The following is a 24560-nucleotide window of genomic DNA, read 5'->3' as shown; positions in this document are numbered from 1 at the left end:
TCCTTCCTATTACACGTTACACTTCCTTTTTTTCTGTTTCATTGTAGCCATGTCCTCCAAAATTGTGCAAGCCATATTTAACGCGGTATACTTAAAAACGATGGTATATAAAGGATCGTATCAGAAAGAAGGGATGTTGATTATGACAAAAAAACGAGCGATTGTATTTTCAGGTGGTCGTCTTAATGAAGAAGATTTACATCAAATACAACCCGATGATTTTATTATAGGTGCAGATAAAGGTGCTCTTTTCCTGATCGAGCACGGTATTACACCACATATCTCTGTAGGAGATTTTGATTCGATCACACTAGAGGAAAAAGAAAAGGTAGAATCAGCAAGCCAACGTATGATTGCGTGCGATCCAGTACTTAAAGACTTAACAGATACTGAGCTTGCTTTGGAAATCGCTATGGACGAACAGGCAGATCATGTACTGCTGCTTGGTGTGACTGGCACCCGGATGGACCACACATTGGCTAATGTTCAAATATTGGTACGCGCAATGCAGCATCATATTAGCTGCGCTATTATGGACGCACATAATTATATTGAGCTCACCGGATCAACGCTTGAGATCCAGCCTATGGGTTATACATATACATCGCTGCTTCCTATGACTGCCGAAGTAACAGGCATACAACTGGAAGGATTTATGTATCCGCTACATAATGCCACCCTCAAAATGGGACAATCACGTGCTGTCAGTAATAAGCTAACGGCTCCAAAAGGTACGATTTCCATCAAAAGCGGTCTACTACTCGTTATTCAAAGCAAGGATTAATTATGACATTGTTGTAACCATTGTTTAAATTGTTTTTTCACTCAAAACCCTTGATTAATAAGGGTTTTTCCGTTTGTAGAGATCTATGAATCGATATATTTTTAACAAATTGTAATTTTTAATCGTTTTTTAATAATCACTGTGTAAGTCTTGTCCCTCAAGCATTTGAGAGTTCTTTTCCAACTATTAGGCGGCTTCAAAACTGTTATACTCAACGCTGTCAGTTAGTTAGCAACTCAGCAAAATATTGCACAAATCAATTTCTGGAGGTACTTACAACATGAATATGCAGAAAATCATAAAAAAGGTAATTATCGCAGGAGTCGCAGCCACTATCGGCTTTGGTACTTTTGCAATTGAGGGAACAAATACGGCACAGGCTGCCACTACTACTTCTGTTGGCCAAAAAGTAATTAACTACGGTGAAAAATATATGGGCACTCCCTATAAGTTTGGAGCTTCCACAAGCACGACGCGCAATTTTGACTGTTCTTCTTTCATGAAGCACATATTCAAGAAATACGGAGTGAATTTGCCGCGTACTTCTGTTCAACAGTCCAAAGTTGGACATGCCGTATCCAAGTCCAATTTGAAAAAAGGGGACTTAGTGTTCTTTTCAAGCGGTAGCCGTGCCACGGGTCGCAACATTACCCACGTAGCAGTCTATATGGGCGGGGGTAAAATTCTACACACTTACGGCGGACCTGGCGTGACTATCTCCGATTTGAACTCTGGCAACTGGAAAAGAACATACATTAAAGCACGCCGCGTGCTGTAGTTTGAAACTCATTATGAAATATGCGAGCCGGGACGAAAAGTTCCGGCTTTTTTTTATATGCCTTATGCTATTCTGATACGGTTGGTGTTCTGAGTGAATAGCCAATCCCTCGTTCCGTACGGATCATTTTAAACTTATATCCTTTATCTACTTTAACCCTCAAATGTCTGATATAGACGTCTACTACGTTCGTATCAACGATATAATCATGTTTCCAAACATCCTTCAGAATTTGCTGTCTGCTACAAACTTGGTTAAGATGTATCGCCAGATGAAGCAAAAGATCAAATTCTTTCGGAGTTAATTCCAGCTTTTGCCCCCCTCTGCTCACCATTCTGCTTGCATTATCTATATGTAAGTCACCCGCCTCGATTGCCCTTTTCACATCACGTTCAATACCAAAAATCCGCAATAAATTAGCCACCCTAGCCTGAAAAACTCTAGGATAAAAGGGCAGAACGATCACATCATGTGCTCCTTGTTCAAAGCAGGAAACAATATGGTCCTCCTCATCTGATGAAGTCATAACAAATAGCGGAATATGAGGATGGTATTGCTGCAATGTGCGGAGCAAGCCATGTGAATCCGTCGGTTCATCTTCTATATTGAGCAGTAGCAAATCCACAGGATTATGGGCTACATAAGAGCTTGCATCTGTCGTATTGCTAACATGAACCACCTGATAACCTGCCTGCTCCAATGGATAAACAAATACGGGAGACGCTTCATTTACATTCACAAGTAGAATTAACGGGCTCATCTTTTCACCCACCTGGTTTGGACATAGCATTACATATTGGATACGAACAAGTTTGTTATAAGCCATTAAAGCATATTAATATTATTGTAACAAAAAAGCAGAAAATCATTCTCCAAAGAATGGCTTTCTGCTTTTATAGTTTAACCCAAATAGCGATGATACAGACTTCTTGCTTTTGCCACGTCCTTTGTCCCATGAATCAACGCTCTGCCATCTGCAAAAACAACCAAGCGATGCTCGCTTGTACTAAAGGAAACCAAAAACGGATTCCGCTCTACTTTTCCTTCTCCCAAAGAAGCAAATCTATCTGCTGTTTCTGCAAGATTCAGATGTGTTGGGTTTGCTGGTCTAATTTGAACGGTATCCCTACCGCACAAAATATCTGTTTTCTGCCGATGAGAGGCCGACAAATAGGGATACGTTGGTTGGCTGCCGCAAGAAGGACAATTCGCCTTTTTAAGGCTATCTACTGCTATCGTAACATACTCATTGTTCCACAAATCAAACGAAAGCAGCTTTCCTCTCAAATCTTCTGGATATCCACCAAGAAGTTTGAAAGCTTCCGTAGTTTGGTTAGCCGTGACCATCTGTACGGCCTGCGGAATAATCCCGGCAGTATCACAGGTTTCACCACCAAACGGTACAGTTTCCAGCAGACAGTGAAGACAAGGCGTTTGACCCGGTAAGATGGTATAGGTTACACCATAGCTGCCCACACATCCCCCATAAATCCAAGGTATCCGATGCTTGAGTGCCATGTCGTTCATAAGAAGTCGGGTATCGAAATTATCGGTTGCATCCATCATGAGATCTACCCCCTGGATCAACTCTTCCAGCTCTTCCACCCCAACATCCAGTACATGTGCATGTATAACCGTTTCAGAATTAATATCCTTTAATCTTCGCTGAGCAGCTACTGCTTTGGGATATCTTTGCGCAGCATCACTTTCCTGAAAAAGCTGCTGGCGCTGCAAATTGCTCCATTCCACATAATCCCGGTCTACGAGGCTCACTGTACCTACGCCCCCACGAACGAGCGTTTCCGCAATACCTGTACCTAACGCTCCGGCACCTATGATTAGTACGTGGGAAGAAGCAAGCCGGCGTTGTCCTGTCGGTCCAAAGGGCGCGAATCTTTCCTGTCTGGAATAACGGTCACTTGGATGTGTTCCTCCTGCACCAGATTTGTCAGTTACCTTCATGCCTGAACCATGCCTTCTGTCGGACTGCTTGCTGAAGCATAACGTTTTACAGGAATCATCCCCGCCTCAAAACCATATCTTCCAGCACGAACAGCCAGTTTCATGGCCTCAGCCATTTTTACTGGGTCCTTCGCTCCTGATACGGCTGTGTTCAACAAAACAGCATCTGCCCCCAACTGCATCGCCATTGCTGCGTCACCGGGTGAGCGAATACCCGCATCGACAATAACCGGAACCTCCGCTTGTTCAATAATTAGCTCTAATGAGAACGGATTGAGCAAACCATGTCCTGTACCAATCGGCGAAGCTCCAGGCATAACGGCGTGTACTCCAAGCTCTTGTAACCTCTTCGCAAGAATCACATCGTCCGATATGTAGGGCAGCACGATAAAGCCTTCTTCTAACAGCTTTTCACTAGCTTTCAACGTTTCAAAAGGGTCAGGTAGCAGTGTCTTGCTATCCCCAATGACTTCCACCTTTATCATATCGCACAGGCCGGAGGCTTTTGCCAATTGGGCAATACGAATCGCCTCCTCTGCTGTTGTAGCCCCTGCTGTGTTGGGAAGAAGTGTATACCGGCTCAAATCCAGCATATCGAGAAAATGCTGCTTATCCCGTTCCTCCAAGTTCAATCTCCGTACAGCAAACGTCAATATTTCCGTCTCAGCAGCCTCTACGGCTTGGGATTGGATATCCAGATCAGAGAATTTTCCTGTTCCCAACAACAACCTCGAGGTAAAAGATGCTTTTCCAATGGTTAACATAATCAACCGCCTCCCACAAAATGTACAATCTCTAGGCAATCTCCATCCTTCAGTACCGCTTCATCATGATCTTCACGGCTCAATATATGCCGGTTCAGCTCCACCACTACGGTTTTCACCTTTACATCAAGCTCATGTAGCAATTGATTCACATGAGTGATTCGATTAGAAAAGGTCATGCTCTGGCCGTTAATCGTCAGCTTCATAAGCTTTTCTCCTTGAGGAGCTCAGAAGAAAAACTACTTATCCCAAGTTCTGCTGCACCAGCCCCATTAAGCATAGCTGCCATCGCACGCCCGGTAGCATCACTCAGCAGGACACCGTTGCGATAATGCCCGACTGCAGCATATACGCCCTCGACCCCAGGAACAGTGCCTATAAAAGGGTGACCTGATGCAGCCTGCGGACGTAAGCCTGCCCAAGTGCGTATAAAAGAAGCTTCACGGACGCGCGGCAGCCAGGCAGAGGCACGTGCCAGCAAGCCCTCCAAGCCTCCTACGGTCACTTGTTCGTCATATTGATGCGGAAGGCTCGTTGCCCCAATCCAAAGCTCGTTATTCTGTTTAGGCACGAGGTAAATATCATCAGCATAAATGGTGTATTCTAATGGGTGATCCTTCAAGGAGACCGCTACCGCTTCGCCCTTGACCGGATAAAGTGGATATTCAAACCCAACCTGCGCCAGTAATTTCATGCTATCCAAGCCTCCAGCAATAATGACCTGATCGCAGGAAAAAAAGCCGCTATCTGTTCGGACACCGCAAACTCGACCATCCTGAATGATCAGTTGCTCTGCCCGTGTACCAGACCATACCGTTGCTCCCAGCACCGCAGCAGCACCTGCATAAGCACGACAAAGCTGGACAGGAGCCACTTGTGTCTCCTTTGAACGATATATTGCTCCGATCGCTTGTTCATCCAAACCTGGAATTCGTCGGGCCAATTCCCTCGCATCCCACCAGATAGGACAATCATCCTCTCGCGTTTTAGCAGCTTTCCAGCGTTTTTGGCCTTCGGTTTCCGTACGGAAAGGGGTCACAAATCCTTCTGTACGGAATTCCACCGAAATACCCGACAAACGCTCCAGATCACAGACAAGCTCAGGGAATGCATCTCGACTTTTGCGAGCAAATCGTGCCAGCTCAGAGTCGGTGAACTCTTCACTTTCCGCTGCCAGCATTCCAACTGCTGCTCCTGAGGCTCCCTCACCCGGGATCAATCGTTCCAGCATGATCGTACTTCTTCCCTCCTTGGCCACATGATAAGCAATGGAACTGCCGATGACACCTCCACCTATGACCAAGCATTCAGCATGTCCTATCGCTCTTGCCTCTGTGTGTATCTTTAGCATTTGTTCCGTGTCTCCTCTCCATAAACATTCTGCTTTCAGCTTGCCTCTACTCTCGTTTTCTCGCTACAGGCTGTGAACTACAAGATCTGCCATTCGCCTATATTCCATCGCAGCTGCAACGGGCGACTCAGCCTCCCATATACCAGACATCACCGCAATTCCGCTTGCTCCGGCCATATAAAGCTCCGGGATATGGTGCGGTTGTATGCCGCCCAGCGCGATCACCGGAATGTTCGACAGCCTGCAAATATGTTCAAGCTGAGCTAAACCCCGCGGTACAATACCGGGCTTACAATGGGTCTCATATACGTGACCATAAAGTACATAGTCTGCTCCTGCCTGCTCGGCAGTCTGCGCCTCCTCCAAGGAATGCACAGACACTCCACAGCGTGTACTCTTTGAAAGTAGGCTTTTCACATCCACAACACGTAATCCATTAGCTGGTAGCTGGACGGTTCCAACCAAAGTAAGTAAAGCTACATCCACACGATCATTTACTACAATTTGTTGCAAAGGAACTTCCTGCTCCACCATGCTGCGAGTCAAAGAAAGCAATGCAGAGGCACCATTCTGTTTTAAACGTGCGTGTACATAATGAACATACGGACAAATCATAGCAGCCACTCGGGCGGCTTGTGCAAAAGTGCCCTTTTCCATCGAAATTGCGTGTAATTCGATTTTGTCTTCACCTCACATTGGATTAAAGGATCTAAGCTTAGCAGCCACGTCTACCAGCAGTAATGAAAGGGGATTGTATGTGAATCCGTCTACGGAAGCTCGAACAACTTAAAATGAACGAAACGCAAAAAAACCACTTCCCCAAGGAAGTGGTTTAACGAACGTCCAATAATCGAACGGACCATGATATCCGTATACGTGTATCGTCCCACGCACAAACAAAATAAAGATGGTGTTGCCTTGTTTGTACGGCGCTCACTTCCCTACGCTGGCATAACCCAGATCAGGTGCAAAGGGTCCGAAATCCATTTATTCCGTCTCAGCCGCATCGGCGGCTCCCCTAGTGTGACTATTTTATTGTATAAGCTATAGATAGCTTAGCATATTTTCCTAATTCTGCAAACCCCACTTCGTGTGAAATATGCAGAACTGGATTTAACTGATTTTAGTTAACTTTACTTGACCACTCTTCCACATTCCACGTTTTGGTTACCCAATCCTCGTAAAAGTCCGGTTCGTGAGATACAAGCAATACCGTCCCTTTGTATTCCTTCAAGGCACGTTTCAGCTCATCCTTTGCTTTTACATCCAAGTGGTTGGTAGGCTCATCGAACAATACCCAGTTGCTTTCACGCATTAACAGTTTGCAAAGACGGACTTTAGCCTGTTCTCCACCACTAAGCGCAGATAGCGGACGTGTGATATGCTCATTTTTCAAACCGCAGCGCGCCAAATGCGCTCGTACTTCATGCTGGTTCAAATGCGGAAATTCATTCCACACATCGTCAATCGGTGTAATTTTCTCTGCCTTTACTTCCTGCTCAAAATAAGCGGGCTGCAAAAAATCACCTTGATAGGTTTTTCCACTGATTGGCGGAATTTTTCCCAATATGGTTTTGAGCAATGTCGATTTACCGACACCGTTGTAGCCGACAATTGCAATTTTTTCGCCACGTTCAATCGTCATGGACATCTTAGGCAAAAGGGCATGTGTATAACCAATCTCAAAATCAATACCCTCAAATACCGTCTTTCCGCTTGCACGTGCCTCTTTGAATTGAAAGGTTGGTTTTGCGGCTTCTTCAGGCTTATCAATACGTTCGATCCGATCAAGCTGCTTTTCACGGCTCTTTGCTCGGCCTGAGGTAGAAGCACGCGCTTTATTACGCTGAATAAAATCTTCCTGTTTCTTAATAAAGTCCTGTTGCTTCTCATAAGCATCAATATGCTGAGCTTTGTTCAGATCCGCCATTTCAAGAAACTTTTCATAGTTAGCTGAATAACGGGTCATCTTGGCAAATTCAAGATGGTAAATAACATTAACGACCTGGTTCATAAACTCAGTATCATGTGAAATAAGGATAAAAGCATAGGGATAATCCTTCAAATAGCGCGTAAGCCATTCAATATGCTCTACATCCAAATAGTTGGTAGGCTCATCCAACAGCAGGACATTCGGCTTTTCCAACAGCAACTTGGCAAGAAGCACTTTTGTTCGTTGCCCGCCGCTAAGTGCAGATACATCCCGATCCAGTCCTATGGCCGACAGACCTAGTCCATTCGCCATTTCTTCAACCTTCACATCAATGAGGTAAAAATCCCCCATATCCAGTTGCTCCTGAATTTCACCCATCTGTTCCAGCAACACTTCCAACTCTTCAGGAGAAGCATCCCCCATTTTGTCAGTAATCTGCATCATTTCCTTTTCCAATTCCAACAAAGGAAGAAAGGCGTCTTTTAATACATCACGTACCGTTTTGCCCGGTGTCAGCTTGGTGTGCTGATCCAAATAACCGTAACGTACACGTGGAGTCCATTCCACTTTACCCTCATCCTTAAGCAATTTTCCAGTGAGAATGTTCATGAGTGTCGATTTACCAACACCGTTAGCTCCTACCAAACCTACACGTTCCCCCGCAAGCAATCGAAAGGAAACATTTTTAAATAATGCGCGGTCCCCAAAGTTGTGGGATACATTTTCTACAGTCAATAAACTCATAAGCTGTTTTTGGCTCCTTATTGTCATCGGCGTTGCCGACTGTTCTTATTTCATATGCATTTCGTTTCTTTCAAAGCTTTATTGTAGCACATTCTGCAACCATATCGGAATATTGAAAACAGTGAATTTTAAGGTTTTTTGGTATGGATCTGCCTAAAAAAACAAAAACCACCCATGAGGGTGATTATTTTAAGCCGTTATAACATTTGTACTCAAAGTATCCCGCAGCTGCTGCAGACTTCTCATCCGTAAAACGTTCACTAGCTTTAAAGGGAGCTGGACATGAATCTCTATAAAAATATTTCATTCCAGTATCTAGTTCTATGCCACCGATAATGTCTTGCTTTCTGACGACTCTCCCACCACCAAATCCATAGTTATTGTAATACCTGTCTCCGACCGGAATGCCTTGGATAAACGCGATCAGACCCACATCATCTACCGTGTTGTACCACTCCTCTTGCGGAATGATCGGTAGTGTGAATGTATAGGATATGCCGTTACGTGCAGCTTTTTCGTTATGGACATTAATAATTCGTGCCAGGTCCTCTTGGACGCTGCCAACAATGGTGGAACGACGTATTTGCTCAAAAGTTTCTGAATTATTCAGTAAAGATATAGGAGTCTGATCCTGAAGTTCCTTTTGAAAGTCCTCCACCCACCTGTGATTCCGCGCATCGTATGCGTGCACATAATTATCCAAGGTGAACCCCACACTGTTACCTACTGAATCAACATAGGCATATGGCTTTTTTTCGCTCCATTTGTGGCCAATAGCAGCTTGTCCATGCTCGTCTGTATAGGCTTCTGAAGTGAACGCATAATAACCGTCATAATCCAGAATTACAATGGCTGGTATGTAATCCAATAATGCACGCTGTGCTACTATATCCTCATCAATGCCTACATTAAGAAAAAGGGTATGCAGGAACGTGTTCAGCGCTGCTTCTTTATCTACACGAAAAAACTTATCCGATCCGTATCCGGCCTCGCGTTCCTGACGTTCATTCTGTGAGAGCACGACCCCTGCATCCTGAACTGCGGTACGAAGAGCCGACGTATATTTCATTTCTAGCTGCTGCACTTCACGCTGATTCTGCACCCGTAAGTCACTAACTACACCAAAGGGCAAGAACAAAAGGATAAATATGACTGCAAAATCAGTAATCTTCATTCAGAACCATGCCCCCGTAAGTAGCTGTAACTGCCGGCTTGCCGCTATTTTCCCCACCGATAAGCCATGATTTGTACAAGTCCGCAGGAGTCCGATTCGTATTATGTAACCGGACCGTAAAATAATCCCCGGCCATCAAGGTATACCGACGTGTCTGATCTGATTTTGGCTGCTGATTGCCAGGAAACAGTACAGGCAAGATTTGCGGATTATAGTACCCATCATATACAGTTTCATAGTTGTCCAGAAAACTGTCTGGCTTCGCGGCATCTGCATAGTCCGGTACATACTTTTTGTGCATATGCTCCAAGTCAACTTCGTACGTATTGCCTGTCAGTTCCAGATCACGCATAAAATCGTTATACATCGTCGGTGTAATGTAACCTTTGGTTCTTACCATATCAACAAAACGTACAGTTGAATGATATGTATTTAACCCGGATATATCATCCTGCCGTTCAGCACCTTGAGCTGCGGGTACGATGTACAAAAGCAATACAGCGAGCAGCGCCCCCAACAACTTGGATATTGTTTGAACCACTTCAGTCTTCCCCCAATTTCTCAAAACGTACAGATGTTATGTCCCCATTCCCATTACGCTTTGGATACATGGAATATAAAGAGGAAGCATCCAGGGTAGATACATCAGGCTCAAACGGTTCAGAATACACATCGTACTCTGTCCCGTCGACTTGAATCGAAATCCCCTCCTGTAAGTTCATGCGAATTGCCTGTATGACCTGAGTTCCTTTAATCCGTTCCGGCAATCCCACCCCAACAGTACGGGCTATTCGCCCTTCAGAATGCTCCTCTTGCTGTGATCTTAATTCCAGTGCACCATCCAGCTGGCTGGACAAGTCTGCTGCCGTTACACATGCGGTTATGAACAGAATAACTGACACACCAAGCAGCAGCATACTTGCAGCGTGATCAGACATACTCTCATCCCCCTTATGATTATTATCTTTGCTGTATTCCTTAGGACTGGGTAAACAACAACCCACGGACAACGTTCGATTTGTCCTTGACGATTTCAGCCTTGAATTTGCCACTTGGATTTACGTATTCATTCTCTTTCTCATTAAGCGTATTCGTGATTTTCCCAGTCTTATCACTGCCACCATTCACAGCGCCATACTGTTCACTGTCTGGGCTAATGTTCAGAGCATTACCGTACCACTGGCCTGCCATATTTTTACCGGTTTTAATCTGAATGCCGAATTGGTCCTTCCCCTGAAACTTCCGTAGCGCATTGGTCACCTGGGAACCACTAATCGTTGTGCCGTCATATACCGTAAAAGAGGCTTGAGACAATTCGGTCTGGATATCAGCAAAATTGTTTTGTGCCGTTTTAGTCGCCTCCTGGGCTGAAATAAACAGTATAACTACAATCGTAATTAGAGCGATGGTCAAAAATATCCCAGCGGCTACCTTTAAAGCTGTTGATGCGTTATTCATTATTTTTCTCTCCTCAGCTTGTTATTTTGTATTAGTCATAATAGAACTTTCTTACTGAATTTTTTGTATTTGCTCATAATAGTTATCCATTTGAACAAAGCTCATGCCGATCAACGGAATCACCAAATATAAAAAGATAAGACCATACATCGGGGCAAAACCAATCATCCTTCCCCAGATAGCCTTGCTGTCTATTATTTTTTCATACTCCTGTTTTCTCTGTTCGAAATAGTAGGACATATGGGATTCCAAATCATCAAAGGCCTCTCGAATCGTAATTTTACCCAAAGACAAATGGAGCTTGTCCACTAGACGTTGAAATTCCGGCAAAGGTGCCTCTTCTTTTAGCAAGTCGAGAGCTGCCTCTGGCCCATGTTCATAATGAAGCAAACATTTTTGCAGAGGTCTTTTGAATATAACTGAAAATCTGTTCAGCCACTCCAATATTTCCTCGACAGACATTCGTTCCATAACCCGCAAAATGGAAATAACTGTTTGAAATTGATACACCTCGTGCCTCATGTCCAACCGACGCATTTTTCGTTGCAAATATAATAAAAGCATAGGCATTTGATAGGCTGCATACCCAACAATCAAACTAATCAGCACTTCCCACCACTTGATGTATTCATCATTCCAATCTTTCAGCTTTTGGAGAATACGCCGAGTATTTGTGGATAGCTGTTCAGGAGTAACAGTTCCATTGGCATTATGTTCTAAAGCAGCGTACGTTCGTTCGTATGTGCTGTCCGCTCTCATGTTCAGCAAATGCATGATTTTGCGATCAATCCCACTCTGCTTCAAAGCTTCTTTTTGCTCCATCGGACTTAAACGTCCAAACATTTGACCCGATTGTACCGGGGCGTGAAGGATATGCGTTTTCTCAGCTTCATGTAAAAAAAATATCGTACTAATACTGAACACCAAACCTACGATAAAAAGAGCCATTCTGCGTATGTAGAGCCACTCCAGCTTTATCTCCGCACCACTTTCTTTTAATAGACGGGTTATTTGGAAATAAGAAGACATATGCTGACGCGGAATTAAAGAATCCACCACATTACGAATGATGGGAAAACGGTATAGCTTCTGCTCCCAAACCCTCCGGCCTCTACCCGCACGATATCCTGTCTCATCGGTCTGTTGAAGCTTCTGTAACAGAAAATAAGATACGATTATCACAATGTAAACGGACAATTTCGTGATATAACCCAATTTTCCCTGATAAAACTCATCCATGGATGGAAAGCTGGATCTCGCCCATGTCTCGATTGGGGTGGTAAAGAAAACAGGTGCCAGTGCGATCACGTTTAGACTTTTTAACAGATAGTCCAGTTTATTTCTTCGTAGCAACTCCAACTGGATTTCGCGTGCGAGACTGCCGAGCCCCTTCAAATAAATGGAACCCCCCTCCTCAACCCGGTCACCAAACTCCATTACCATATACGAGATACCGGCAAAAGCTTTTAAAAATCGATTAGGAGCCGACTCATAGTATCTTTCCAATGCTTCGTGCGGATCAACATCTGTTAGCGCCTCATGGATGAGTCGTGCGTGTCTCCCAGCCTCTGCCTCCGCCAAATCGGCCGCTTCGGATATGGCTTCCTCCACCATACCGTGCTGATGGTAATAATGACGTACATTGGCGAATAATTCGATCATCTGTGCAAGTACCCTTTTTTCCATCCGGCTAATGGCCATATCCAAAATAAGACTGTTGATTACCACTCCGCATAAAGCGGCCAATATAGCAAACTCTATTCCTGGCTTCATCATGACCAGTACAACGCCACTGCAAGCAAAAGCCCCCCAGATGAACAGTGTCATCTTCATAGTCTGTAGGCGAAGCTTGTACTCATCGTAGGCATGCTGACCAGCTAGTCGCTTACGTACACTCGTGATGTATCCAGATAAGAAAGGGACCTTCATACATAGCGTGTACAACTTATGCAGTAAGGCTTGCAGCTCACGTTGCAGTACCGCTTTTCCCTTACGTCCTTCCTGCACAGAATAAATTCGTCCTCTGCGAACTGCATGACTATTGCGCTTATGCAACCCCCACAAAACTATATATAGAAGCGCAAAGCTCCCACCTGATATAAGTAAAATCCATAATGAAATTTCTTTAAGACTCATAGTCTTCCTCCCAATAGCGGGTCAAAAAACTGCAGAAATCTCTGGCATCCTTTACATTCATCTGCTCACACATTTCTTTTGCACTTTTGGCTGTTAAGGGCTCCATCGGTATATAGCTTCCGTTCCGATATTCCATAACGTGGCGATAACTGTAGCTCGATGAAGCATTGGAGCCTGCATCCGTATGATCCGGGTCACGCGGCACACATTCTGTGATCCGTTCGATGTAGCGTCGCCCCTCCGCATCACGTTTGAGATGCACATCAAAGTTAATGACATGAACTACCTGTTCCTCAGCGATGCCTTCATGCTGAAATACTCCTGTTTTGAGCAATGAATTACGAAGTGAAAACACGAGATCACGAAATGTTTTGGCATGATGAGTAAAAATGGTGAACAGACTGGCAACCTGCGACATTTGAATCATCCAAGCAGCTACTTCATCACTTGCTACTTCGCCTAGGATATTGACGGTTCCATCTGTTTTTTTCTGCAAGTCAAGCCCTTGTTGTCCTGAAATATGGTCCGTTTCTCGAAAGGTAAGAATGTTACGGCGACTGTAAATGCTGCGCAGATGCAGTTCAAAGGCCATTTCCTGAACACGAAGCGTATACGAAGCATAAATATGCTTGACCATCGCCATTAACAACGTCGTCTTACCTGAACCCTGCGCGCCTGTAATAGCAGTAATCCGGCTACCTTTCATTAAATAAGAAAGTAACTGGATTGGAAAATCAGCATTTTGTCCCTTAATTAACTGTTCCAGTGATGCACTTTGAATATCGAATTTACGAACAAAGAAAGCCCACGATTCTGAGAAAGGAGGACGCACTACCACTACCCGCGACCCATCCTTCATTTCGTTGACCTTATAACCATTCGCTTCGGAAAGCTGTCCCGGGTAATTGTATTTGTAAATATTTTGGCACACCCTTTTAAGTTCACGCTCAGATCCGAAGGAAAGGAACGAAAGATGGATCGTTTTACCTTTATAAAAAATCCATACGCTCTCATAACCATTGGCAGTAGGCGCAGATGTTTGTTCAAATACATACCCATCCGAAGGCCAGTCTGATGATGCAGGAATCCCACCTTCCGGCATACCACTGACGCCCCCACTTACACCGTCGATCCGCTGGTCACGAATATCATCAATGACGGAAAAGCCTTTGTAATGCTGATAAATCCGCTGGACAATAATATCCACTTTCTCCAAAAAGGAAAGAGGGCGGTACTCACAGTCATAGATATAACGGATATCCTCTGCGGTAACGAGATAACTTCCATCTTCTTCACCCTGCTGTGAATACCTCATTTCGGCCAAGTCATAAGTATCCAATAAACGTGATAGTGCATCAGCGCCAAACTTCTGCTGGTATTGGTAAAATATAATTTCGAATTGATCCTGTATGCTAAACAACTCAGGTCTGGAGAATGGCATAACAGTATCGACGATTTTCTCGTTCAAGCCGTAACCGTTAATCAGAAGCTCAGCCATCAGATTTTTAACAAAACGTTTATCTCCAATGCTGCCATTGGCACAGTCCTTTAACGCCCTGCGTAGTTCCGCCCTTTGATGGATACGCCGTCTATATTCCTCTTCATGCAATCCGGCATCCGCCATCTGGCTATGACTCAGTTCATGAAGTGCATTTTTGATATACTCTATTAATGTTTCGAATGTGGCATCTTCTTTCTTTTTTTCTACCCGAAGGGTTGAATGTCGCGAGTGAAGATTCCCTCGGTATTTAACAATAATTAGTACGATGCATATCAGTACTATACAGGTAAGAATGAATCCGTTGATCATTTGAGTGGACAGCATTTAAGCGCCCCTCTCCAAAGCCTTGAGCCGAAGATCGGACTCTGCCGCCTCCAGAATAGCTTTGCTGATATGCCGTATACTCTGGCCCCATCCTACGGGCATAAAAAGCTTGCGGTGCTGCTCTTTTCCACTTCGTACCTCACGCTGCACATGGCCGATCACATCCCTGCGGTTCCATGCGTCCATAAATCCGGTGCTATAAGGGACAGTATACAAAGCGCCTTTGTAGCCATATCTCCTGCGAATATTCGTTTCATTCACTTGAGAATGCACATCATATTTCCCAAGTACTATTAATAAGGGTAACGATGAGTAGGTAGATAACGGAGACACAGATTCAAAATAAGCATCTAATTCTCGCATATTCTGAGTGAGTGAAAGAACGGCCAGTTTGGCTCGTGCACATGCTTCATGCTGTACAGCCCCCCACCCTACTCCACTTCCTGCATCAATCAGCGTTAAATCATAATATTGATTCGCTGTATCTATTACTGCCCGTACAAGCCCTGGGGATAGTAACGGCGGTGCAGCTCCAAAGCTGGAGGTTCCCTCAAGTACATCCAAAGTATGTTCGAGTACAGGTGTCGTATAATTACGAATATTTTCTTTAGACAGTGTCCCTCGCAGAACTAAACGTGCGGCAGCATCCCAGCCCCCTTCCTGAAGCTGTAGGGTTGGATCGTCCATACCATACTCTTGTATAGGTAATCCTGATTCAATACCGGTATATCTACGACCCAAATGAGTCAATAATAGTCTTCCTCTATATAGATTGCCTATGGTAATTGCTATTGCTGCCGCCAAAGAGCTACTTCCACTAGCCCCCTTAATGGGGCTCCAAAACAAAATGGTACTCATGCTTTACTCCTTTCCGCACGCTTTAGTGCACGACGACTCACTTTTAATTCCCAACTCATCCATTCCCCAATACAACGGCATAATTCTTTCTTATACATTCTGGATAGCGGTTTTAGCAGTAGGTGTTTTTTATGCTCATTTTCCAGTTTCAGAGCAAGCAGCCCCTCATCCCATGGCAGAACATATGGCTCTTGCTGCCAAGAAGCCGGGAAATGGTTCATGTATTCCCACAGATACGGCTCCTCCACACCACAATCCACAGCCTGTAAAAATAGCTTGTGAAATACAAGACCTTTGGGGAATTCGGGTTGACTGAATAAATGCTCTAGCCAATTCTGTCCGTTGTGCATTAGCATACGGCTATAATCACTGACCCAAACTCGCAGTTCTGCCCCTTTCCAAACAGAAATTGGACAAAAATCAGGTAACTCTACATCCAAAATAACAATGTCATAAGCCTGCTCCGTCTTTTGATCAGTCCTCATACCGATATGCAGGTCTTCCCATGATGTAAATCCAATTGCTACATCAAAACCACTAAACTGCGTAATGGGAAGTGGTTTGTCGAGCATCCCTATGCTATACCGATAATGTCCCCGCAGCGTAGCATCCACAAGCAGTACCTGTTGGCCGGAAGCTGCTAATATGCTGCTGATGTATAACAAGGTATCGCTTTTGTCACAAAGCCCGGCAAATATCCATGTTTTCATACTTCCGTTCCTTTTCTCTCATTTATTTGGCATACGGATCAGAGCTTCCGCCCTGCGTCAGAATCTTTGTTTGTTCTTGATGATCCTGCTCGTTCTCATATTCATTTCTTGTAGCATCAATCCCGCTTGCTGGGTTTTCTATAGTAGCACCCGCATGCTGGGCTACAATTTCCTCACTCAGACTTCTTTCCACGGGTGTTGAAATCACATTGTTTGACGCATTAATTGCATTTTCAAGCGAATCCCGCAGCTGCTTGGACAGCTTTTGTTCAGCAACGCGTATCAAATTCGGATCACTATTCATTAACGCTAACACCTGCGCATTAGGCGGATAGGTCGGGATTGCCTTGGGCTGAAATTGGGGATCGACATATGTCAGGGCATAGATAGATGCTTTATGCAAATAAGCATCAACAATCGCACTCGAAAGTGATAATATTTCCTGCTCATTCAAAGTGACCCAGACAATTGGACCTTCCAGTCGAGAAATCTTCTTCTTAGATAATAGAATGTAATCCTGCCCTGTTGGAAATTGAATGCGGATATCCACTTCGTCACCCGACTTGAGGCTGTTGGGCAATACTACCACCTTTAGCTCACGGTTGCGTAAATCTTTAGGTGTGGGCTCATCAGCAGTAATCATGGCCGATGTAAGCACAGATCCCTTTTTTAGCTCAATTTTGGCTGTGGTACCAGAAACCTCACTTTTATCTGTCAGCAAATTTGATGGGGCCTGAGAACCGGGAACTTTAATTGCCTTCAAATCATTAGTTGCAATCTGTTCACCTGGAGAAATGTCATGGACAACCGCCCAACCTTTTTTCGCGGTTCGTTGCTCCTGTTCATACACTTTCCATTTCAGTTCTGCCTCTACTTCAGCCTGTTTCCTGACCTCATTCATCTGATGGATATTAACCATAAGGTAGCCAGCAAAGATAATGCCAACAATCCCTGCACCAATACATCCGGCGTATAGCTTTTGTTTACTACTTTTTCTTAGCTTGGACACACAACTTCTCCCCTGCCTCTTTTTGATATATACCGTTCTATTTAGCGCTGTCGTTTAAGGAATCCGAAACGTTTTTTTCGGGTATCTGGAATGACTCCGCGAAACAGCTCGTCCAGCACCTGATCCATCTCATCATCTTGTTCGAAGGGGTCTGAGTGGAACGGTAGAGCAAACACTTTATCGTGATCCAGCTCCTTACGAAGCCTGCGGACCGCTTCGGAGGGTGCCAATGGCAAGCAGTAATTCCATTTGTGCTGCGGGTGGCGCTGAAGAGATCGGGCTAGCCCTGCTATGTCCTGAACTCTCCATTCGGCCCCTGAGCCAACGACAAGCGGATAATCGGCTCTCAAGAATTCTTCCAGTCGTTCATTGTCCTGCCCACTCCCCAGGTCCAGTACGATAAATCTATAGGAACCACCCAACAAAGAAATGACATCCGCACGAGATGTTTGCCGCCAGTAGTGTACTCCATCAACTTCAAAACGCCGACTTGAACTCGATTGTCCAACGGATGTGCCTTCTACGACTTCTTGAAGTCGGGCAAATGCTTTGGCTGTGCTGTGCAGCTCAACCAAAGCTACGGAGCGGGACCTTCGAGCCAGATAGTGGCTCACCGCAATTGCTGTATGAGTAGCACCGGAGCCGGCAGATACACCCAGTACAGCCACTACCCTTGTACCTGCATAATCCATTGAGGCATCATTAACGGATATTCCTTGTTGAGCAGGCTGAAAATCCGCACTGTGCCGCAGTTCTCCAATGACCTCCCCGGCAGATTGAAATCGTTCCTCAGGATGCTGACGCAGCAGTTTTCGAATCACCGGGATCAATTGGCGGGGTAATTCTCCGCGAATATACCCTTCTACTCCCGCAGTCCACTCGCTATATTTGCCTCCTGTACATAGATACAATAGCAGCGCTCCCAAACTGTATAAGTCTGAACGAGCATCCGTCTGACCTGCTCCATATTGCTCCGGGGCAGCGAAGCCCACTGTGCCCAGCTTTACCGTATCTTGATCCAGTTCAGCCTTATAGCTCCTCGCTATTCCAAAATCAATCAGTATAAATTCCATTTCCGGTGTCAGCATAATATTCGTCGGTTTCAGATCCCGGTAAATGACTGGCGGTTGACGGGTATGCAAATAATCCAACACATCCAGTACCTGCAAAGCGAATGGGACGATTTGCTCCTGTGGAATATAGCCTTCATAGCCCTTCATGTATGCTTCCAGCGTAATTCCTTCGATGTAATCCATGACCAGGTATACCGCACCAGATCGAGGATGCTCAAAAAAATCAACAATTCTCGGTAAACGTGGATGACTTAGCGAAATCAGCATCTCTGCCTCCGTACGTACAAGCTTCATCACTTGTGGCCCGGCAACCGACTCCTTCACCGCCCATTGCTTGCCTGGCAGTTTTAAATCCTCTGCCATGAACACGCGGCTCATTCCTCCCGAACCCAATGTGCGAACAATACGGTAACGCTCACCGACAATGGATCCGAATTCCAACTGTGATGGTTGCTTCATTATTCTCCTACCTCCTTTCTAAAGCAGACAACGCAAAAAAGGGAAAGCTGCCGCAAAATCAAATTTCCATGTCGCCATGAAAACCGTTTTCGCGGGATGCTTTCCCTTGATTTAAACATGATTATTATTTTTAAGGAACAATTTGGATTTATTATATAGCACACCTGTATCTATTGTAAAGTATTATTTTCCATACTTGATCATGTACAGGGTAATTTCATCTCGGTTATGGAATAGCTGCTTAGCTCGCTGAATCTGCATGCCGGACTCCTCAAATGAAGCAATTACATCATGAATGAGCGCCAAGGGCTTTTTATGCATTAGCTTGACCGTAACGATAGCAGTACCACCACTTCGCAAACTATATAGTAAATCAGTAACGAGCCTTGCCATTTGCTTAGGACTCCAGCTCATATCACAAACCAGCAGATCGAACGAATTCTCTTTAAATTTGACTTCACTTGCATTTTTACGCAAAAAAGTCAGATTGGCGTACTTCATCAGTGATGGCTCCATCTTTGCCGGATCAACCGCTGTAACTTTCAGTCCCCGCTCCAGTAAGAAGGAAGTCCATCCACCCGGTGCTGCCCCAATATCCAGTCCCTGACGGAAAGCGCCAAAATCTATGCCGAACGTTGCTTCTGCTTCCAATAGCTTGAATTTGGCACGAGAAATTTGTCCATCTTCTTTTTGAAAACGAACCGCGCCTCCGCTCCAATCCGATAGGTTATCCTCAGGACGTGATACACCTGCATACCACGTATCTGTATCTGCAAAAACGGACACAATAAGATCGGCGCCTTGTACTGTCTGCTCCATAGGTAAATCACTTATTTGTTCACTCAAAGCCTGCTTGAGCGCACCTGCGCTTTCAGTCCAACTGCTATTAGATCCTTTGCGCACTTGTAAAGAAACACGTTGATCCATCAGTTCCTTGCGGTTACGGATGAATGCAACCAGCCGTTCCTGCACCTGAACCAGGTCCGTTCCTTCTTCCTGAAAATGAACAGGAAACAAGTGACGTAAAAACATCGGCGGCTGAGCTGTAATTGTCCTCACTGCCTCAATTTCTTCCGCAGGTAATGTAGCCAGAAAAATTTCACCAGGTAAAAGCATCGTGCTTTTTACAGAGCCAAATAATCTTCTAAGCTCCTCTTGAGCATAGGGTGCAAAACCGTGATTGGCCGTACAAACAAATCTTGATGATGACAAAGTAGATTCACTTTGTTCATCTGTACTCATATATAGTTCCTCCAAAATAACATTACCCTCCAGTGCACACCCGAATCCAGGGACGTTCTCCATCCCAATCCAGCTCAACCGGAATTTCATATGTGTGCATAATCAATTCTTTCGTTAAAACTTCTTTTTTCGGTCCAGCTGCTGCGACCTTACCATCACGAATCAATGCAACATGCGTAAAGAGGGGGACAATCTCCTCAATGTGGTGAGTCACATAAACCACTGATAAGTCTCGCTTGCGGAGCCGATCAATCTCGACCAGCATTTTTTCCCGCTCAAATAGATCCAACCCGGCACAAGGCTCGTCCATAATTAGCAGACGAGGTTCTGCCATCAGTGAGCGGGCCAGCATCACCTTTTTACGTTCTCCTTGAGATAACGTCCCCAGTGGGTGATGAATCAAGTCGCCTAAATTCATACCCTCCAGCAAAGATATGGCCTTTTCTTTTGCCTCTGTCGGAATTTCCTGATAAAAGCGCAAAAAAGCATACGCACCTGTAGCGACCACTTCCCAAACGGGATCTTTTAGCGCCAGCTTTTCCAACAAGGTCTGGCTGATATATCCGATTTGTTTGCGAACTTCCCGCACATCACATTGACCATACATTTGCCCAAGCACTTCAACCGTTCCATGACTTGGAAACATATATCCTGTCATCATTTCCAGCAATGTTGTTTTACCGGAACCATTGCGACCCAGAATAGCCCAATGTTCACCTTCTCGTATGTCCAGGCTTACATCGTCCAAAATCCGTCTTTCTTCCCGCTGCAACGTAATGCTCTTCATGGATATCATTCCATCACGCTCCTTATTTTGCTCAGCAAGTGTTCTACAGATTCCATTTTGTAGATAATTTCAGGATTTTTGTTTTCACCATTATATATAAGAAGCGCGGGAACGCTGGATATCCGGTACTCCTGTACCAGTTCAGGAATATAGTTAATGTTGCTCTGCACCACTGCTTCTTCAGGGAGCAAATGCTCTGCTACCTCCAGCATTTTACGGGCAGCCGCGCATGTTCCGCACATGGGAGTGTACACAAACAAAGCCAGCTTGCATCCCTCCCATATGGCACGGCGCGCCTCTTTTTGTCCGATCTCTTTCATCGTTCAGACCCTTTTCTGATCTCTCGCATACGCTCTTCGGGTATGGGCCCGTTATGTACGGTGACTCCCTCTGGCTTATTCGCATAGAGTAGCTCATACATGGCTCGCCGCCCCTCTGGACTGGACGAATGCAAGTAAATTTCACGTGGATATAACCGTTTCTCTGCGATAGCAGCAGCCACATCCTTTCCCGTAGGCTGACCTGGACCCAAATCATAATCTAGCGATAGTATCGAAATAGGGTATTCATGAAGCAGCAGCAGACACTCATCCGCATCTCTTGCCAGCTTAAAGCCCGGAGGACAAGGCCGATAATCGTCCATAAACAAATACATCAACTTCTCCTCCTTTTTCCATATATGCAAGCTCACAAGCCTCAAAGATAGTTATTATCAATCAGACCAATTTACTCCCAGCTTAGAATCATTTGAATATCCTCCTGATGTGTCCCATCAGGTCCCGTCTCACTCTCCAAAACGATAGGAATACCTCTTACAGCCTCCTGTTCTGTCATCCAACGCATGCCCTCAGTACCAATGTAGCCTTGTCCCACACGGGCATGTCTGTCTTTTTTAGAGCCATATGGGTATTTAGAATCGTTCAAATGAACTCCACACAGAGCTGACCAATAGCCGAGACGATTCCCTTTTTCGATCAAAGCCTCGTCCATTCCACCGTTCCACAATCCCGCTGCATATGCATGACAAGTGTCTAAGCAAAAGCCGATACTGTCAGGATACCGGCACAGCTGACGGATCTGCACCATTTCCTCAAGCGTGGTTCCCATGGGTCCATGATCTCCCGCCTGATTTTCGATCAATATTTTAGCATTTCCCTGCCAGCCTTCCAGCACATCATTAAAACAGTTAATGATGTTACGATAGCCCTCTAGAGGGTCTAACGAATGCATATGACCAAAATGAACGACAATCCCTTTTGACCCACAGGCTTCAGCAATATCCAGATCATTGCGTAATGAAGCAATCGTCAGCTCATAAAGTTCCTGACCACGCTCGGACCCATGAGCCGGATTAACGGGATATGGTGAATGAGCAATGGATTGAAGCTGGTGCTCTAAACAGTAAGCGTTGCAAGCAGCAGCATCAGTAGCACTCCATTCCTTCAGCCTAAGACTACGAGGATTTTTCGGGAAATATTGAAATGAACGTCCCCCCTGCTCTCGCGCACGCATAGCGGCTTTGGAAAAGCCACCACGCGTACTCACATGGGAGCCGATGAGCAATTTAGGCATCATGCTGCTGTACCGGGCAATAAAATGCTTTTTTCCCCGCCAGTTCAACCCTTACAATTTTTCCGCCACTTGGAGACTCTTCTCCTTCGCGGTCATATACTCGACACTGATGATCAAATCCACCTGTTAGCGTGTCCCCCTCCATTAGAGGCATTTCCATGTACCCGCCTTCCGCTGTAGCTTCACGTAGTACGGATTGAGTGGCATGATATAGCTTTTCCACTTTTTCTGGCGACTGCACAATGTTTTGTACTTTGGAACCCGGTGTAAATCCGGCGATATAAGCAATTTCGTCCGAATAACAATTGCCAATGCCCGAAAAAATCTGCTGATTCACCAGCGTTGTTTTCAAAATCCCCCGGCGGCCCTTCAGCCGTGCTGTAAACTTTTCCAACGTCATGCGACGGTCTAACGGATCAGGTCCCAGGTCTGACAAAGCTTCTTCTGTTTCTTTAGCCGTTAGCAGGTGCAGATAACCTAAGCGCAGTCCGATAAAATAAAGCTTTACTCCACTAAAATCTAATTCGATTTGAACTGTACGATCTGGACGCTGCTCCTCCGTTCCCAGATATAACAGTCCTCCGAGCATCAGATGAAGTACGAGCCGCCCGCCCGTGTTTAAATGAAAAATCAAATGCTTGCCTCGACGCTCTAAATATACAACGGTCGTTCCCAGCAATTGCTTCTCAAACGTTTCCACTTCAGTATTAATGGACTTTTCACGGCTAACCGTAACTCCAGTAATCGGAATGTCCAAAATTTGTTTTGATAATAAGATTCTGTAGTTTTCCATTTCAGGAAGTTCCGGCATAACAACATCTTTCCTTTCGTAGCTACATAGCTTTTAATTCTCGCAAGTTTTGTAAGACATATACTTTCTATTATTTCAGCTCTTCTTTCATCCAGTCCTGCAGTTCAGCGAGATTGTCAAACATCAGGTCAGGTTTCACTCCAACGGTACGCACATGCTCGTCCATATTAGCGCGGGTCGTCACGCCCGACAGGATCAGAGCTGTTTTACAACCTGCTGCTGCACCTGCCGCAATATCTGTAAGCATATTATCGCCCACAACCAGAGCTTCATCCGCCCTAATGTTTAAGCGGTTCAGCGCATAGTTCATCAATACGCTTGAAGGCTTGCCGATGACAATAGGCTTTACCTGTGAAGCCGCTTCAATTGCAGCTCCAATCGTACCTGCACCTGGCGTTAGCCCATCATGTGAAGGCAATTGGAGATCCGGGTTTGTCAAAATAAAAGTTGCTCCTTCCCGAATCCAGCGCATGGCAGCGGCCAGCGCATCATATGTAAATTGACGATCTATCCCCTGCACCACATAATCAGGATGGTTCTCAACAAGCTGCAAACCGGCTCCTGTGAGTGCATCGCGTAATCCTGATTCACCAATACAATATACACGAGCTCCAGGACTTTGCTGTGCAACATATTGTGCAGCTGCTAACGCCGAAGTATATACTTCATGGCTGGTCGCTTCAATTCCCATACCAACCAAATGCTCAGCCACCGAATCGGGTGTACGTGAAGCATTGTTTGTAACATAAGCATAAGGTATCTGGTCTGTACGCAATTGGGATATGAACAGATCCGCACCCTTGATCATCCGATTTCCATGATAAAGTGTTCCATCCAGATCAATTAGTAACGATTTTATCGCAATCCCCTCCCCCACTTCAAATCCATTCACATCATAGCATTAAAAATTATAATTCATCCCATGAACGATGTTCTCCTTCTTATTTAACCACCTTAATTATTCAGGTCATAAAATAATCGGCCGTCTCTATTCATCTCATCTATCTTAAGTCAAAAATGCGTATGAAGTCCATGAATTGCTGGTAAACCGTCCAAAATAGTGCCATTCCTCGCTAAAACCCGTCGCTTTCCCATGACATAAGTTCACTTCTTCGTCGAAATCCATCGAA

Annotated in this window: 26 protein-coding genes and 1 riboswitch; of the genes, 2 read left to right on the top strand and 24 right to left on the bottom strand. The window is 45.0% G+C overall.

The window, feature by feature from the left end:
- Nucleotides 1–142 precede the first annotated feature (142 nt).
- Together NLX73_RS05040 and NLX73_RS05035 are read left to right on the top strand one after the other, a co-directional pair.
- On the top strand, nucleotides 143–784 hold the full coding sequence (locus NLX73_RS05040) for a thiamine diphosphokinase (RefSeq protein ID WP_165177014.1): 642 nt from the start codon (nucleotides 143–145) through the stop codon (nucleotides 782–784).
- A 280-nt stretch (nucleotides 785–1064) separates the two neighbouring features.
- On the top strand, nucleotides 1065–1562 hold the full coding sequence (locus NLX73_RS05035) for a C40 family peptidase (protein WP_069011717.1): 498 nt from the start codon (nucleotides 1065–1067) through the stop codon (nucleotides 1560–1562).
- A 67-nt stretch (nucleotides 1563–1629) separates the two neighbouring features.
- On the opposite strand, the gene NLX73_RS05030 is transcribed toward NLX73_RS05035, so the two are convergent.
- From NLX73_RS05030 to NLX73_RS04915, 24 genes are all read right to left on the bottom strand, one after another.
- Nucleotides 1630–2322, bottom strand: a complete 693-nt coding sequence (locus tag NLX73_RS05030; RefSeq protein WP_254325504.1) for a response regulator transcription factor — start codon at nucleotides 2320–2322, stop codon at nucleotides 1630–1632.
- Nucleotides 2323–2462: 140 nt separating this feature from the next.
- A complete protein-coding gene (locus NLX73_RS05025) occupies nucleotides 2463–3524 on the bottom strand; it encodes a ThiF family adenylyltransferase (RefSeq protein WP_254325503.1) in 1062 nt (353 codons plus the stop codon).
- On the bottom strand, nucleotides 3521–4288 hold the full coding sequence (locus tag NLX73_RS05020) for a thiazole synthase (protein ID WP_025724142.1): 768 nt from the start codon (nucleotides 4286–4288) through the stop codon (nucleotides 3521–3523). The genes NLX73_RS05025 and NLX73_RS05020 overlap by 4 nt, the downstream gene beginning before the upstream one ends.
- Nucleotides 4289–4290: 2 nt before the next feature.
- Nucleotides 4291–4494 (bottom strand): sulfur carrier protein ThiS, encoded by a 204-nt coding sequence (gene thiS / locus NLX73_RS05015; RefSeq protein ID WP_061831499.1) that lies wholly within the window; start codon nucleotides 4492–4494, stop codon nucleotides 4291–4293.
- On the bottom strand, nucleotides 4491–5639 hold the full coding sequence (gene thiO, locus NLX73_RS05010) for a glycine oxidase ThiO (RefSeq protein ID WP_254325502.1): 1149 nt from the start codon (nucleotides 5637–5639) through the stop codon (nucleotides 4491–4493). The genes thiS and thiO overlap by 4 nt, the downstream gene beginning before the upstream one ends.
- A 63-nt stretch (nucleotides 5640–5702) precedes the next feature.
- Entirely contained in the window at nucleotides 5703–6296 is a 594-nt protein-coding gene (locus NLX73_RS05005; protein WP_254325501.1) for a thiamine phosphate synthase, read from the bottom strand.
- A 264-nt stretch (nucleotides 6297–6560) separates the two neighbouring features.
- A riboswitch (TPP riboswitch) is annotated at nucleotides 6561–6669 on the bottom strand.
- A gap of 93 nt (nucleotides 6670–6762) precedes the next feature.
- Nucleotides 6763–8316 (bottom strand): ABC-F family ATP-binding cassette domain-containing protein, encoded by a 1554-nt coding sequence (locus tag NLX73_RS05000; RefSeq protein WP_023988981.1) that lies wholly within the window; start codon nucleotides 8314–8316, stop codon nucleotides 6763–6765.
- A 184-nt stretch (nucleotides 8317–8500) separates the two neighbouring features.
- Entirely contained in the window at nucleotides 8501–9490 is a 990-nt protein-coding gene (locus NLX73_RS04995) for a hypothetical protein (RefSeq protein WP_254325500.1), read from the bottom strand.
- Entirely contained in the window at nucleotides 9477–10031 is a 555-nt protein-coding gene (locus NLX73_RS04990; protein WP_254325499.1) for a hypothetical protein, read from the bottom strand. Before NLX73_RS04990 ends, NLX73_RS04995 begins: the two co-directional genes overlap by 14 nt.
- A 1-nt stretch (nucleotide 10032) precedes the next feature.
- Complete coding sequence (locus NLX73_RS04985) at nucleotides 10033–10428, bottom strand: hypothetical protein (RefSeq protein WP_254325498.1); 396 nt, start codon at nucleotides 10426–10428, stop codon at nucleotides 10033–10035.
- Nucleotides 10429–10468: 40 nt separating this feature from the next.
- Complete coding sequence (locus NLX73_RS04980) at nucleotides 10469–10948, bottom strand: hypothetical protein (protein WP_023988985.1); 480 nt, start codon at nucleotides 10946–10948, stop codon at nucleotides 10469–10471.
- Between the two features lie 51 nt (nucleotides 10949–10999).
- Nucleotides 11000–13084 carry a hypothetical protein gene (locus tag NLX73_RS04975; protein ID WP_254325497.1) on the bottom strand — a complete coding sequence of 695 codons (2085 nt, stop codon included), beginning with the start codon at nucleotides 13082–13084 and terminating at the stop codon, nucleotides 11000–11002.
- On the bottom strand, nucleotides 13074–14909 hold the full coding sequence (locus NLX73_RS04970) for an ATPase, T2SS/T4P/T4SS family (RefSeq protein WP_254325496.1): 1836 nt from the start codon (nucleotides 14907–14909) through the stop codon (nucleotides 13074–13076). The genes NLX73_RS04975 and NLX73_RS04970 overlap by 11 nt, the downstream gene beginning before the upstream one ends.
- Complete coding sequence (locus NLX73_RS04965; protein WP_254325495.1) at nucleotides 14910–15767, bottom strand: hypothetical protein; 858 nt, start codon at nucleotides 15765–15767, stop codon at nucleotides 14910–14912. It abuts the gene before it with no gap.
- On the bottom strand, nucleotides 15764–16477 hold the full coding sequence (locus NLX73_RS04960; RefSeq protein ID WP_254325494.1) for a hypothetical protein: 714 nt from the start codon (nucleotides 16475–16477) through the stop codon (nucleotides 15764–15766). The genes NLX73_RS04965 and NLX73_RS04960 overlap by 4 nt, the downstream gene beginning before the upstream one ends.
- A 22-nt stretch (nucleotides 16478–16499) precedes the next feature.
- On the bottom strand, nucleotides 16500–17486 hold the full coding sequence (locus NLX73_RS04955) for an SAF domain-containing protein (protein ID WP_254325493.1): 987 nt from the start codon (nucleotides 17484–17486) through the stop codon (nucleotides 16500–16502).
- A 41-nt stretch (nucleotides 17487–17527) separates the two neighbouring features.
- Nucleotides 17528–19021 (bottom strand): protein kinase domain-containing protein, encoded by a 1494-nt coding sequence (locus NLX73_RS04950; RefSeq protein WP_254325697.1) that lies wholly within the window; start codon nucleotides 19019–19021, stop codon nucleotides 17528–17530.
- Nucleotides 19022–19201: 180 nt separating this feature from the next.
- Nucleotides 19202–20260 carry a 23S rRNA (cytidine(2498)-2'-O)-methyltransferase RlmM gene (locus NLX73_RS04945; protein WP_061831511.1) on the bottom strand — a complete coding sequence of 353 codons (1059 nt, stop codon included), beginning with the start codon at nucleotides 20258–20260 and terminating at the stop codon, nucleotides 19202–19204.
- A gap of 22 nt (nucleotides 20261–20282) precedes the next feature.
- Nucleotides 20283–21056, bottom strand: coding sequence for an ABC transporter ATP-binding protein (locus NLX73_RS04940; protein ID WP_254325492.1), 774 nt, complete (start codon nucleotides 21054–21056; stop codon nucleotides 20283–20285).
- Entirely contained in the window at nucleotides 21053–21367 is a 315-nt protein-coding gene (locus NLX73_RS04935; protein WP_061831513.1) for a thioredoxin family protein, read from the bottom strand. The genes NLX73_RS04940 and NLX73_RS04935 overlap by 4 nt, the downstream gene beginning before the upstream one ends.
- Nucleotides 21364–21702, bottom strand: coding sequence for a cyclic-phosphate processing receiver domain-containing protein (locus NLX73_RS04930; protein WP_235309667.1), 339 nt, complete (start codon nucleotides 21700–21702; stop codon nucleotides 21364–21366). Before NLX73_RS04930 ends, NLX73_RS04935 begins: the two co-directional genes overlap by 4 nt.
- Nucleotides 21703–21773: 71 nt before the next feature.
- A complete protein-coding gene (locus NLX73_RS04925; protein WP_254325696.1) occupies nucleotides 21774–22622 on the bottom strand; it encodes a deoxyribonuclease IV in 849 nt (282 codons plus the stop codon).
- Complete coding sequence (locus NLX73_RS04920; protein ID WP_061831515.1) at nucleotides 22612–23430, bottom strand: Fpg/Nei family DNA glycosylase; 819 nt, start codon at nucleotides 23428–23430, stop codon at nucleotides 22612–22614. Before NLX73_RS04920 ends, NLX73_RS04925 begins: the two co-directional genes overlap by 11 nt.
- A gap of 70 nt (nucleotides 23431–23500) precedes the next feature.
- Complete coding sequence (locus NLX73_RS04915) at nucleotides 23501–24307, bottom strand: TIGR01457 family HAD-type hydrolase (RefSeq protein ID WP_254325695.1); 807 nt, start codon at nucleotides 24305–24307, stop codon at nucleotides 23501–23503.
- Nucleotides 24308–24560 lie beyond the last annotated feature (253 nt).

The sequence above is a fragment of the Paenibacillus sp. CH40 genome, assembly GCF_024213605.1.
GTDB lineage: Bacteria > Bacillota > Bacilli > Paenibacillales > Paenibacillaceae > Paenibacillus > Paenibacillus polymyxa_B.
The sequence above is the reverse complement of the archived record's forward strand: the minus strand, read 5'-3'. Positions and strand labels throughout refer to the sequence as shown.